13 protein-coding genes and 1 pseudogene are annotated in these 11,579 nt (G+C 69.3%); 4 read left to right on the top strand and 10 right to left on the bottom strand.

Annotation, left to right across the window (positions count from 1 at the left end; genetic code table 11):
* Positions 1–907, top strand: a 907-nt coding sequence (locus tag H5J26_RS22915; protein ID WP_181767830.1) for a M23 family metallopeptidase, incomplete at its 5' end; no start/stop codon positions are given.
* A gap of 61 nt (positions 908–968) precedes the next feature.
* Here the strand turns inward: H5J26_RS22915 and H5J26_RS22910 are convergent.
* The 3 genes from H5J26_RS22910 to H5J26_RS22900 form a co-directional block, all read right to left on the bottom strand.
* Positions 969–1,469, bottom strand: coding sequence for a hypothetical protein (locus H5J26_RS22910; protein WP_181767829.1), 501 nt, complete (start codon positions 1,467–1,469; stop codon positions 969–971).
* Between the two features lie 62 nt (positions 1,470–1,531).
* Complete coding sequence (locus tag H5J26_RS22905) at positions 1,532–1,831, bottom strand: DUF6343 family protein (protein WP_181767828.1); 300 nt, start codon at positions 1,829–1,831, stop codon at positions 1,532–1,534.
* A gap of 176 nt (positions 1,832–2,007) precedes the next feature.
* On the bottom strand, positions 2,008–2,208 hold the full coding sequence (locus tag H5J26_RS22900) for a DUF2180 family protein (RefSeq protein WP_181767827.1): 201 nt from the start codon (positions 2,206–2,208) through the stop codon (positions 2,008–2,010).
* A 475-nt stretch (positions 2,209–2,683) separates the two neighbouring features.
* On the opposite strand from H5J26_RS22900, the gene H5J26_RS22895 reads away from it, so the two are divergent.
* Together H5J26_RS22895 and H5J26_RS22890 are read left to right on the top strand one after the other, a co-directional pair.
* A complete protein-coding gene (locus tag H5J26_RS22895) occupies positions 2,684–3,505 on the top strand; it encodes an SAM-dependent methyltransferase (protein ID WP_181767826.1) in 822 nt (273 codons plus the stop codon).
* The gene (locus H5J26_RS22890; protein ID WP_181767825.1) at positions 3,502–5,682 is read left to right on the top strand and encodes a putative bifunctional diguanylate cyclase/phosphodiesterase; all 2,181 of its coding nucleotides are present in this window, start codon (positions 3,502–3,504) and stop codon (positions 5,680–5,682) included. Before H5J26_RS22895 ends, H5J26_RS22890 begins: the two co-directional genes overlap by 4 nt.
* 134 nt (positions 5,683–5,816) lie before the next feature.
* On the opposite strand, the gene H5J26_RS22885 is transcribed toward H5J26_RS22890, so the two are convergent.
* Together H5J26_RS22885 and H5J26_RS22880 are read right to left on the bottom strand one after the other, a co-directional pair.
* Positions 5,817–6,176: an MmcQ/YjbR family DNA-binding protein gene (locus tag H5J26_RS22885; protein WP_181767824.1), complete on the bottom strand. Its 360-nt coding sequence runs from the start codon at positions 6,174–6,176 to the stop codon at positions 5,817–5,819.
* A gap of 30 nt (positions 6,177–6,206) precedes the next feature.
* Entirely contained in the window at positions 6,207–7,148 is a 942-nt protein-coding gene (locus H5J26_RS22880; RefSeq protein ID WP_181767823.1) for an alpha/beta fold hydrolase, read from the bottom strand.
* Positions 7,149–7,865: 717 nt separating this feature from the next.
* On the opposite strand from H5J26_RS22880, the gene H5J26_RS22875 reads away from it, so the two are divergent.
* On the top strand, positions 7,866–9,068 hold the full coding sequence (locus H5J26_RS22875; RefSeq protein ID WP_181767822.1) for an acyl-CoA dehydrogenase family protein: 1,203 nt from the start codon (positions 7,866–7,868) through the stop codon (positions 9,066–9,068).
* Positions 9,069–9,149: 81 nt separating this feature from the next.
* Here the strand turns inward: H5J26_RS22875 and H5J26_RS22870 are convergent, their stop codons facing one another.
* From H5J26_RS22870 to H5J26_RS22850, 5 genes and pseudogenes are all read right to left on the bottom strand, one after another.
* Positions 9,150–9,719 carry a GAF domain-containing protein gene (locus H5J26_RS22870; protein ID WP_181767821.1) on the bottom strand — a complete coding sequence of 190 codons (570 nt, stop codon included), beginning with the start codon at positions 9,717–9,719 and terminating at the stop codon, positions 9,150–9,152.
* Positions 9,709–10,314, bottom strand: a complete 606-nt coding sequence (locus tag H5J26_RS22865; protein WP_181767820.1) for a GTP-binding protein — start codon at positions 10,312–10,314, stop codon at positions 9,709–9,711. The genes H5J26_RS22870 and H5J26_RS22865 overlap by 11 nt, the downstream gene beginning before the upstream one ends.
* Positions 10,292–10,672 (bottom strand): DUF742 domain-containing protein, encoded by a 381-nt coding sequence (locus H5J26_RS22860; protein WP_181767819.1) that lies wholly within the window; start codon positions 10,670–10,672, stop codon positions 10,292–10,294. The genes H5J26_RS22865 and H5J26_RS22860 overlap by 23 nt, the downstream gene beginning before the upstream one ends.
* A 9-nt stretch (positions 10,673–10,681) precedes the next feature.
* On the bottom strand, positions 10,682–11,098 hold the full coding sequence (locus H5J26_RS22855; RefSeq protein WP_181767818.1) for a roadblock/LC7 domain-containing protein: 417 nt from the start codon (positions 11,096–11,098) through the stop codon (positions 10,682–10,684).
* A gap of 184 nt (positions 11,099–11,282) precedes the next feature.
* Positions 11,283–11,579 (bottom strand): annotated as a pseudogene (locus H5J26_RS22850) (ATP-binding protein); the annotation flags it as partial.

The following is an 11,579-nucleotide window of genomic DNA, read 5'->3' as shown; positions in this document are numbered from 1 at the left end:
GTCGGCCGACGCCCGGCAGCGGGCGGAGAGGGCCGAGCGGGCCAAGGCCGACCGCTCGAAGAAGGCGACGACGTACGAAGTCGTGGGCGGCGACAGCCTCTCCGCCATCGCCGAGGAACACGAGGTGAAGGGCGGCTGGCCGGGGCTCTACGAGCGCAACCGCTCGACCGTCGGCGGCGATCCGGACCTGATCGTCCCCGGGCAGCGGCTCCAACTGGACGGCCAGGCCCGCAAGTCGAAGCCGCAGGCCGAGCCGGGCGCCGCGGAGAAGGCAAGGGAGCGGGCCGAGCAGACGGCGCGGGAGAAGGCCGCCGCGAAGCAGCAGGCGAAGCCCGAGGCCGAGAAGAAGACCGAGAAGAAGGCGACGAAGCAGGAAGCCGGCTCGAAGTCGCAGGCCGACAAGAGGGACGAGGCCGGGCACAGGAGCCGGAGCGAGTCCCGCGCCCAGCCGAAGGAGAAGCAGGCCAAGGCCAAGGCGCCCGCATCGAAGCCCGCCTCCGCCGGCGCGAGCGCACCGGTCAGCGGGGTCGCGCCGAGCACCGCATACCGTGCGGCGGGCGGCAGTTGGTCCTCGGGCCACCACACAGGGGTGGACTTCCCCGTGCCCACCGGCACCACCGTCAAGGCGGTCGCCGGAGCCAAGGTCGTCTCAGCGGGCTGGGCGGATGCGTACGGCTACGAGGTGGTGCTGCGCCACAACGACGGCCGGTACAGCCAGTACGGTCACCTCTCGGCGATCTCCGTACGCGCGGGGCAGACCGTCCGTCCGGGACAGCGCGTGGGCCGCTCCGGCTCCACGGGCAACGCCACCGGTCCGCATCTGCACTTCGAAATCCGCACCGGGCCCGGTTACGGCTCGGACATCAATCCGCTCAGCTATCTGCGGGGGCGCGGCGTCAGCCTGTGACCGACACCGGCCCGGCACCGAGCGGCTCTGAGAGGGCGCGGTGCCGGGCCGAGCCGCTTCGTCACTGGTCCTGGTCGGTGTCCATGTCGACCTGACGGGGGCCGGGGGGGCGTGCGGGGCGCGGATCGGGGGCGTCCGCCGCCTCATCGATGTTCTCCAGCCCCAGACCGAGCTCCTGCTCGTCGTCGTCGGCGACGTGCACGGCCGACTCCTCCCCGGAGAGGCCGTGTGCCGGCGACTCGGTGGAGAAGGTGTCCTGGTTGGCGGGCCGCCACGACAGGGGGTCGTCGCTCAGCTGCCCTGCCTGCACGTCAGCGGGCTCCTCTGCGGCCTCGTCGCCCACGTCCGGCTCCTCCTCGGAGAGACGTTCGTCCAGCGACTCACCCTCGACCTGCTCGGCGAACGTCGTGCCGTAGCGCTCCACCGCCACCGGCTCGTCACCCGGCACGGACTCCCGCTGCGGGTCATTGGCCAGTTCCGCTTCCGGCGAGTCGTCCTGGAGGTCGGGGATCCCCTCGTCCTCCGGTTCTGCTCCGGGGTCGTGCCCCTCATCCTCAGTCATGTCACCCGGCGGTACCCGTGGGGGACCGCCGAAAACGTAGCGCGGTCCCGGGGTGCGCGCCCCTAGCGGGACGCTGAACGCCTCTCCCCCTTCCTGCGTCGCAGCACCACGAAAAGGTCGACCACGGAGAACAACGCGAGAACACCGCAGATCACCGTCAGGACCCGCAACGACCCGGCGTCCGGGACCTCGCCTGCGCCCGTCTGCGTCATCCAGAACCAGAACAGCCCCGTGGCCGCCAGGAAGACCGGAGCGAAGATCACTGCGAGGATCATCCGCACGCGCAACGCGCTGCGGGCCGTGACCGGCTCCGTCCCCGTGCGCGACAGATGTGGCAGCTGAACGAGCCGACGGACAGTCATCTCTCTCGCCCCTTCCCGCTTCGGGCTCCCCCTCCAGTGTCCTCCTGCCGCACGGTGTGCTCCGTGCTCCCGCGTCCCCGTGCTCACCGGCGCAGCGCTCACGTTCCGTTCCCTCCGGCAGCACTGGGTGCGCGGCGGTCGGCGGCACCCCTGGTCAGGCGGGTCGCACCTGCCGGTCAGATCTCGGCCTCGTGGCAGATCCCGCAGGTGAAGCGCCTGGCGTCGGGCGAATGAGTCGCCTTGCCCGTACCCGCCTGCTCGCTCACGATCTCCGGTGCGACGTGCGCGTGGTCGATGCACAGACCCGCACCGCAGCGGGTGCACGTGGCCACGGCGGCGGTCGTCTCCTGCCGTGTCAGACAGTCGTAGCAGTTCATGACGGTCCTCCCGTGTCGCCGCCGGTGCTCGCACCCGCGGCTCTGGGGATCCGGGTAGCCCGCGCCGCGGCCTGGGAAACGAAGGCGAAATCTCGTTTCCCGCGGACAGGAGTACGGAATCCGCAGCACTTGCGCGCCCGAGGCGTTACGGTTCCTGGCATCCGTCCTTCATGATGTGTCCCCCACGGCATCCAGAAGAGCAACGGAAGGACGTGGCGCCCCAGTTCGCCGCGCAGTTGTCCGCTCTCCGCCCCGCGGAGAGACCAACGGTCCGCCACAATGCCCCAGTTCACCAGCAGGACGAGCGCATCCGTGGCGGAGGTGACGTACGGGGGGTGTCAGTGCACGGAAGCTCCTGCACACGCAGACAAGATCCAGCCGCAGAGTTACCGATTCCTTCCAACGGCCCGGCACCTGTCAGTAGCCTCATATCCCAGCGGCAACCGCCGCGAAGCTGAACGAGCTGGAGACCCAGATGGAACGTCCTGCCTGGGCCCCGCAGGGCATAGACCTTACGGTGCCGAGCGTGTCCCGAATGTACGACTATTACCTGGGTGGCTCGCACAACTTCGAGGTCGACAGGGAAGCCGCTCGGCGTGCCGTGGAGGCCTGGCCCGGCCTGCCGAAACTCATGCAGGCGAATCGTGCCTTCATGAGACGGGCCGCCGACTTCGCGATCAGTGAAGGCGTCACCCAGTTCCTCGACATCGGCTCCGGCATCCCGACGTTCGGCAACCTTCACGAGGCGGCGCAGGGGATCGACCCTCATTCGAAGGTCGTCTACGTCGACAACGACCCCGTCGCCGTGGCGCACAGCCGCGCGGTGCTCGAGGGCGACGAGCGCACGGCCATCGTCTCCGCCGACTTCCGCTCCCCGCAGGACATCCTCTACAGCAACGAGGTCGAGCGTCTGCTGGACTTCGACAGGCCCGTCGCGCTGATGCTCGTGGCGCTGCTCCACTTCATCGAGGACAAGGACGACCCCTGGAAGACCGTCAAGGAGATGAGTGACGCGCTCGCTCCCGGCAGTCTCCTGGTGGTGACCCACAGTTCGGCCGACGAGGGGCCCAAGCGGGACGGCGGCGCAGGCGTCCGCGACGTGTACAGACAGACGAGTTCGCCGCTGATCATGCGTTCCCGCTCCGAGATCAAGCAGTTCTTCGACGGCTTCGACCTGGTGGAGCCAGGTGTCGTCGCACTCCCCCGCTGGCGTCCGGAGACGGGCCCCGAGAGCGACGATCCCGTCCTCCTGAGCGGTTACGCCGGGGTGGGCCGCAAGGCGGGAAGCGTCGGGTGACTCCCGGCCCGCATGAGCCCGAGGGGCTCGAGAAGGACGGACTACGGCGCTTCGCGACGATCTGGAGCCGCGCCGTCTACCCCGTGACGCAGACGTCGATGACGCGCGCCGAACTCGAGGACTACCTCCACCCGTTGGCCGTCAAGCTCTGCGACGCCATCCACGAGCACCCCTTCTCGGCCGCACCCGGCCGCGAGGTGGGAGTGGCGCTGGTCGAGGGCCACTGCACCAGTCCGGACGCGCTGCCGCACCTGCTCGGCGTGATCGACGCCTACCTCGTCCTCTACGGACGGGACCCGGCCAACAAGAACCTCTCCGTCGAAGAGGCCCGCGCTCGTTGCTCGCGGCTCCAGCACACGATCGCGGCCGGCTTCACACAGGCTCTGCGCGATCGCACCCTCGGTGAGCAGGAAGCCCTCTCCAGGGCCGCGCTGGCCGCGCAGACCGCCGTCGAGGAAGCCCTTCACGCGAGCGAGACCCGGTTCCGCGCCGTCTTCAACGACGCCACCATCGGCATCAGCATCGCCGACATGGACGGACGCATCCGCGACGCAAACGAGACGGTGGCCCGGATGTTCGGCCGCTCCGTGGAAGAGATGCGCCGGCGCAACGTCAACGAGTGGGTCCATCCCGACGACGCTCCTGAAGTATGGAAGCAGCACCGGCAGTTGGTCCGCGGCGAACGCGACCACTTCCGGGTGGAGAAGCCCTACCAGCGGCCCGACGGCACGGTGCTGTGGACCAATCTGACGGTCTCCCTGCTGCGCGACCCCGAGGGCGAACCCCGTTACCAGCTCGCCCTGTTGGAGGACATAACCGAGCGCCGCCTGCTGCACCTGCGACTGCGCTACGAGGCCACGCACGACGAACTGACCGGGCTGCCCAACCGGACCCTCTTCGCGGAGCGCCTGGACAGGCTGCTGTCGGCGAGCGGCGGAGTGAAGCGCTTCGGCCTGTGCTATCTCGACATCGACGGCTTCAAGGCGGTCAACGACAGCCTCGGGCACGCCGTCGGCGACCAGTTGCTGGTGGCGGTCGCCGAGCGCCTGCAGTCGTGCACCGCGGGCTCGGGGCACCTGGTGGCCCGCATCGGCGGCGACGAGTTCGCCGCCCTCGTCACCGACCCGTCCGGCCCTGAGGACGTCGCCGAGCTCGCCCGCCAGGTGCTCGCCGCGCTCGCGACCCCCATCGGCATCGACGGCCGCGAGCTGTCCGTACGGGCCAGCATCGGCATCGTCGAGGGGCCGAGCGGGGAGCTGCGGCCCGAAGAGGTCATGCGCAGCGCGGACATCACCATGTACCGGGCCAAGGACGCCGGCGGCAACCGCTACGAGCTGGCCGACCCCGACTCGGACGCGAGGGCCATAGACCGGCACAGCCTCACCAACCACCTGCCGGCGGCGCTGGAGCGGGACGAGTTCTTCCTGGAGTACCAGCCGCTGATCCGCATGAGCGACGGTCACGTGGACGGAGCCGAGGCGCTGGTGCGCTGGAAGCACCCCGTGCACGGCCGGCTCGGCCCCGACCGCTTCATCCCGCTGGCCGAACACACCGGTCTCATCGTGCCGTTGGGCCGCTGGGTGATGGAGCAGGCCGTCCGGCAGGCGTGCGCCTGGCACGAGCAGCGCGACGCCGAGAAGGTCAAGGGTGCGGCCGCCGAGGCGCCGCTCCGAGTGAACGTCAACCTCTCCCCCAGGCAGCTTCACCACCCGGACCTGGTGCCGGACACCGTCGCCGTGCTGGAGGCGGCCGGAATGGCCCCCTCGTCGCTCTGCCTGGAGGTCACCGAGAGCGCGCTGATCGGCGCCGACGAGGACGAGTTGAAGCCGCTGCGTCAACTCGCCGAGCTGGGCGTGGAGATCGCGCTCGACGACTTCGGCACCGGCTACTCCAACCTCGCCAATCTGCGGCGTCTGCCCGCGACCACGCTGAAGCTGGACCGCTCTTTCACCAGGGGTCTGCAGCAGCACCCCGCGGACCCGGTCGACGTCACGTTCGTCGAGGGGATCGTGACGCTCGCGCACGCGCTGGGGCTCGCCGTGACGGTCGAGGGCGTCGAGACCGAGCACCAGGCCTCCCAGCTGCGGGAGATGGGCTGCGACACCGCGCAGGGCTGGTATTACGCGCGTCCGGGGCCGGCGTCGACCTTCCAGCACGGCTTCGCCGTCACTCCGTGACGGCAAGGCTGAGCCACTCCGTGACGGCAGGACTGAGCCACTCCGTAAGCGAACGACAGCCCCACTCCGTGACGGGGGTCTGTCTCACTCCGTGACGGGGCGCCGCGAGGCGGCTCGCACCCGGGCCGCCGCGCTCAGCCGATGAGCCGTTTGGGCGCCGCCTGACGCCAGGAGTCGAGCAGGATGGCGCGCAACTCCTCGACGTCCTCCAGCGCGGAGAGGCGCACGCGCAGGAAGTTGTAGTTGTCGTCGTGCCCGTGCTTGATGAAGAACTTCTGGGGCTCGTCGGCGATCAGTTCACCCCGCTCCTCCCGTGGGCACTTCACACCGATGGTGGTGTCGTCGTCCCCGAGCGAGACGAAGATCTTTCCCGCGACGCGGAACGTGGGCTGTCCCCAGGCGAGCTTCTCCGTGGCCTCCGGCAGCTCCAACGCCACCGTACGGACGTCGTCGGCCGTGACGGCTCTGTCCCCGTCTCTGTCCCCGCTCTTCATCTCTCGATCTCCCTCACCCGGGAACGCGCCTCACACGTGCGCGTTCAGCCACTGCAGCAGATCTGTCTGGACTTCGCTCCGGTTCGTCTCGTTGAGGATCTCGTGCCGTGCGCCCGCGTACGCGCTCCATGTGAGGTCGCGCAGGCCCAGATAGCGGAAGTCCTCGAGGAGTTCGTAGACGAGCGTCATGCCCTGGTTGCACGGGTCCTGGTCCCCGACGGCGATGTGCACCGGCAGATCGCGCGGGATGCGTCCGAGTTGCTCCGGATCGTTGATCTTACGGCTGCCGAGCACCCAGTCCAGTGACATGCCGGCGCTGAACGGGAAACCGCAGCGCTCGTCCGCCACGTAGAGGTCCACCTCGTCGTCGTCCCGCGAGAGCCACTCGAAACCGGTGCGGTGCGGATACGGGTCGTTGAACGAGCCGAAGAGGTCGGGCACGAAGCCGGAGAGGGCGTCCCTGCCGCCCTTCTCGATCTCGCGCTCCAGCTGGCGCACGGCCGTCTCCGGCTCACAGCCGGGGAGGGAGCGGAAGGTGCCGGACAGCAGGAGCCCGGTCAGGCTCTGCCCGTACTCCTGCGCGTAGTCGCGCGCCAGTTGCGAGCCCATGCTGTGGCCGAGGAGCACGTGGGGCGTGCCGTCGGGGAGCTCGGCGCGTGCCCGGTCGGCGACCGACTTCAGGTCCTCGACTGTCGCACGCCAGCCGCTCGCCCCGACGACGCCGTAGCCGCCTGTCTGTGCCGCGGTGGCGCCGTGGCCCCGGTGGTCGGAGGCGACCACCGTGTAGCCGAAGCGTCCCAGGAAGCGGGCGAAGCCGTCGTAGCGCTGTGCGTGTTCGGCGGCTCCGTGCGCGATCTGGACGAGGGCGCGCGGCTGCTTGCCCGCACCTTCGGCGTCGTCCGGGAGCCAGGTGCAGGTGGCGATCTGTGTTCCGTCCGCCGCCGTCGTGTTGTCCTGCCGTACGCCGCCCACGGTGTCCGCCTCCTCGGCTCGTCCCGGTTCGCTCGCAGACGGTAACGGTACTGGTCGGCGCGGGCAGCGGGAAGAATGCGGCCGGGCGGTGAGGCCGCCCTCCACGTCCGGGTGTACGGGCCCGGAGCGGCCGCTCGATGCTTGAGCGCGACGCACACTTCAAGCCACCTTCGATCGGTTCGGGAGCCCCACGGTTCCGCGCAGGGCATAACCGGTGCCGCCGAATCGGCGCGGGCGCCGTGCGCGCCTGTGCGCGCGCCGCTGCGCCGGGGGTGAGAACCCGAATCGGCGCCCTTCGCACCCTCGGGCGCCTCGCCGCCGGTCCACCGCGCGCCGTGGAACTGCGAGTTCCCAGCGCACGCCGTCACACCTGCCGACGGCCCGCTCCGGGTGCCTTCAGATCCATTTCGCAGACTCCGTGTCGACTTGCCGCCAATCGGCCGGAATTGCTGACCTCAAACCGTAACGGTGCTATGCCAGTGGGTAATGCTTGCGCGGCATCCCCACAGGTCCCGGTCCTCCACACCGTCATTTGCCGTGCCGCACAGCTCAGTTGACATTGCAAGAGGGAGGGTTTCGGCCAAGACCACGGAGCGATTTTGTAAGACTGCTGGACAATGGGAGATATTGCAGTCGGCCTATGCCAGGGGCGAGGCACCAGCCGAGAACGACCTCCGCCCAACCGGAAGCGGAGTCACCCGCGGAGAAGGGTTCGTCATGGAACGCTACTTCACGGACCAACGGCACGAGGAATTACGTGCGGCGGTCCGGGAGTTCGCGAAGCACGAGGTCACACCCCGGATAGCCGAGATGGAGGCCAGCCGCACCGCCTCCCTCGGGCTGTCCCGCCTGATCGCCCGTCAGGGGTGGATCGGCGCCACTGTGCCGCCCGGATACGGAGGCATGGGCGTAGGCCACCTCGGTAAGACGGTGGTGATCGAGGAACTGTCCAGGGTGAGCGGCGCCATGGGCGCCATGGTGCAGGCGTCACAGCTCGGCGTGGCCAAGATCCTTCACTTCGGCAACGAAGAGCAAAAGAAAACGTGGCTACCGGCAATTGCCTCCGGCGACTGCCTCCCGACCATAGCCGTGACAGAGACCGACTCCGGCGGCCACGTACTCGGAATGACCAGTTCCGCCGTACGCGACGGCGACGACTACATCCTCAACGGCAGCAAGGTCTACGTCGGCAACAGCCACGTCGGTGACCTCCACGGCGTCGTCGTACGCACCGGAGAGGGCTCCAAGGGGCTCACCGCCTTCCTCGTGGAAGCGGACTCGCTGGGGTTCTCCCTCGGCAGGCAGCGCCCCGCGATGGGGTTGCACGGTTTCAGCTTCGGCGAGCTGATCTTCGACAACTGCCGTGTTCCCGCGGCCAATCGCCTCGGCGCCGAGGGCGACGGACTCGCCGTGGCCTACTCCTCCAGCGTCCTGTACGGGCGCGCCAACCTCACAGCCGTCTCACTCGGCATCCACCAGGCCATCCTCGACGAGACCACGGCCTTCTGCGCCGAACGCCAGCGCTATGGAAGCCCGTTGGCCGACCTCGGCTCCATCAAGCTCAAGCTCGGCCAGATGCAGTCCAGGCTGATGACGGCCCGGCTCGCCGCGTACCACGCCGTGCATCTGCTGGACCAAGGCATGCAGTGCGACGCGGAGTTGATGAACGCCAAGCTCGTGAACGTGGAGTACGCACTGGACTCCGCCCGCGACGCCATGGAGGTCCACGCAGCCTGCGGGCTGTTCACCGACCGCCCCGTCGAGCGCTATCTGCGCGACGCCCACCACATCTTCGCCCCTGCCGGCACGTCCGACATCCAGCGTCTGCGCCTCGGCGAGGTCGCCCTGGGTACGGCAAAGGGCTCCTGGTCCCAGCGGCTGAGCGAGCTCGTACGGCGCGAGCCCGAACCCGCCGGCTGACCAGAAGCCGAATCGGCGCACCGGACCTCCCGGCCAGGAGCCGGCGAGGTCCGGGGGCCGGGGGCCGGGGGCCGGGGGCCGTCAGGAGTTGCGGTGCTCCCGCCGGTGGATCTGCTCCACCAGCTCGGCGGCGAGCGACTTGATCGTCTCCAGGCCCTGCCTCCCCCACGGGCGGGGCTCCTGGTCGACCACGCACACAGTGCCGAGTGCCATGCCCGTACGGTCGATCAGGGGCGCTCCGAGGTAGGAGCGGATGCCGATCTCGTCGACGACGGGGTTCCCGGCGAAGCGCGGATAGTCGCAGACGTCCTCGAGTACGAGCGCCTTGCGCCGCACGATGACGTGCGGGCAGTAGCCGTGGTCGCGTGCCATGACCCGGCCCACCGAGGCCCCCGCGCTCGCCGTCGGGTCCAGCTCCACGGCCTGGTCCGCGCCCGGGGCGTAGAGACCCGCGAAGTACTGACGGTCCTCGTCGATGAAGTTCACCATGGCGTAAGGAGCGCCCGTCACACGGGCGAGATGGCGGGCGAAGTCGTCGAACTCGGGGACCGGAGCGTCTCCGAGGCCCAACTCCCTCAACCGCACCACCCTGTTCGGCGCCTCCGCGTCCTCGGGTGTGAGCAACAGGTGGCTCGTAGGGTCAAAGGACATCGGTGCCATGGGAGCTCCTCATATTGATCAGATGCTGGACAAGTGAGACAAGGACCTGCGTGCCGGAGCTGGCCTGCCGGGCGTCGCAGAGCACCACCGGCACCTCGGGCTTGAGGTCGATGGCGGCACGCACCTCGTCCGGCTCGTAGTGGTAGGAGGTGTCGAACTCGTTGACCGCGACGATGAAGTCGATGCCCCGGCGCTCGAAGAAGTCCACGGCACCGAAGCAGTGGTCGAGCCGCCGGGTGTCGGCGAGGACGACAGCACCGAGCGCCCCTTCGGACAGTTCGTTCCACATGAACCAGAAGCGCTCCTGCCCCGGTGTGCCGAAGAGGTAGAGCACGTGCGAAGCGCTGAGCGTGATGCGGCCGAAGTCCATCGCGACGGTGGTGGTCGCCTTGTCCTCGACGCCTTCCAGGCTGTCGGTCGCGGCACTGACCTGGGTGAGCAGTTCCTCCGTACTGAGTGGCTCGATCTCGCTCACCGCGCCGACGAAGGTGGTCTTGCCGACACCGAAGCCTCCGGCGATGAGGATTTTCAGCGCGGTCGGGAACGGATCGGCACGGCTCACTTCAGAGTCGTTTACGGAGCCCATCCAGCACCGCCTCCAGCAGGTCTCGATCGGTCGGGTTGGGGCCCAGCGGCGCTCGCGGGGCTCGTGAGGTGATCGCTCCGCAGTCCACGAGGTCGGACAGCAACACCTTGGTCACCACCGCGGGCTGGGAGATCTGTGCGGCGATCTCGGCAACCGAGACAGGTCCGCCGCACAGCTTCAGTACATGGCTGTGGTCCGGGCCCAAGTAGCTCTGCGGGCGGTCCCCGGTGGCCATCACCATGGTCAACAGGTCGAACTGGGCCGAGGGCTTCGTACGTCCGTTGCTGACGGTGTACGGCCGGATCAGCCGCCCGGCGTCGGCGTCGAGCCACGGTCCTTCTAACGGTTCCCGTCTCATCCGGCCGCCTCAGTGGCCGGCAGGCTGTCGCACCGGCGTGCCCAGGTACGGCCTCACGCTCTTGACGAGCATCGCCATCTCGTAGCCGAGGACGGCAGCGTCGGCGTCGCGGCCCGCGAGCACGGCGAGGCAGGCGCCCTGCCCCGCCGTCGAGACGAAGAGCAGCGACGTGTCGAGCTCGACCACCACCTGGCGCACCTCACCGCCCTCGCCGAACCGCACGCCGGCGCTGCGTGCCAGGGAGTACAGACCGGACGCGAGCGCCGCCATGTGATCGGCGGTGTCCGTGTCCAGGCCGTGCGAGGCCTTCACCAGACCGTCCGAGGACAGCAGAAGTGCACTGCGCGAGTGGGGCACTCGCTGGACGAGTCCGGTCAGCAGCCAGGAGAGGTCTGTCGTGTGGCCTACGGGGGCTTCGCTCACCATGATCGCGTTCTTCTCCTTCAGGGGAACCGCAGAGCGGGCGGGGCGGGGCCGTTGCAGACCCTGCCCGGCGGATTCTTGTGAACAGGCCCGCGGCATCGGGTTCGTGGGACCGCAGGCGCAGGGACGTCCTCCAGGAGTCGCCCGAGCCGGATGCCGGGGACCTGGAAGATCCACCGGCGCACGGCTACTGGGCGGGACGGGGGACGCCGTTGCCGTCGGTGTCCTCGGCGAGGCTGGTGCCTCGCCGGAATGCGGCCATCAGGCCGGGGTCGTGACCTTGTGCCGCCTCGTCCCATTCGGCGGATGCGGAATCACCGCCGCGCGCGGACGGCTGATCCCGGAGCTCGGGGACGAGATGCTCCTGGCGGCGGCGCTTGGGGAGTTCGGGACGTTCTCCGTTCATCGCTGTGCCTGCCTGGGCTGAGCCTTGGGGGCGTGCCTGCGGGTGGGACTGGGGGCGGGGTGCGGGCGAGGAGGACGC

It is taken from the genome of Streptomyces albidus (ex Kaewkla and Franco 2022) (genome assembly GCF_013870515.1).
GTDB lineage: Bacteria > Actinomycetota > Actinomycetes > Streptomycetales > Streptomycetaceae > Streptomyces > Streptomyces albidus.
Note: the sequence above shows the minus strand (reverse complement) of the source record. Positions and strands in the feature narration are given on the sequence as shown.

Coding starts and splice junctions, on each gene's coding strand:
- H5J26_RS22855 (WP_181767818.1), bottom strand. CDS start 11,098: ATGGTGAGCGAAGCCCCCGTAGGCCACACGACAGACCTCTCCTGGCTG.
- H5J26_RS22910 (WP_181767829.1), bottom strand. CDS start 1,469: ATGACTGAGGATGAGGGGCACGACCCCGGAGCAGAACCGGAGGACGAG.
- H5J26_RS22870 (WP_181767821.1), bottom strand. CDS start 9,719: ATGTCCTTTGACCCTACGAGCCACCTGTTGCTCACACCCGAGGACGCG.
- H5J26_RS22895 (WP_181767826.1), top strand. CDS start 2,684: ATGGAACGTCCTGCCTGGGCCCCGCAGGGCATAGACCTTACGGTGCCG.
- H5J26_RS22900 (WP_181767827.1), bottom strand. CDS start 2,208: ATGAACTGCTACGACTGTCTGACACGGCAGGAGACGACCGCCGCCGTG.
- H5J26_RS22905 (WP_181767828.1), bottom strand. CDS start 1,831: ATGACTGTCCGTCGGCTCGTTCAGCTGCCACATCTGTCGCGCACGGGG.
- H5J26_RS22860 (WP_181767819.1), bottom strand. CDS start 10,672: ATGAGACGGGAACCGTTAGAAGGACCGTGGCTCGACGCCGACGCCGGG.
- H5J26_RS22865 (WP_181767820.1), bottom strand. CDS start 10,314: ATGGGCTCCGTAAACGACTCTGAAGTGAGCCGTGCCGATCCGTTCCCG.
- H5J26_RS22875 (WP_181767822.1), top strand. CDS start 7,866: ATGGAACGCTACTTCACGGACCAACGGCACGAGGAATTACGTGCGGCG.
- H5J26_RS22885 (WP_181767824.1), bottom strand. CDS start 6,176: ATGAAGAGCGGGGACAGAGACGGGGACAGAGCCGTCACGGCCGACGAC.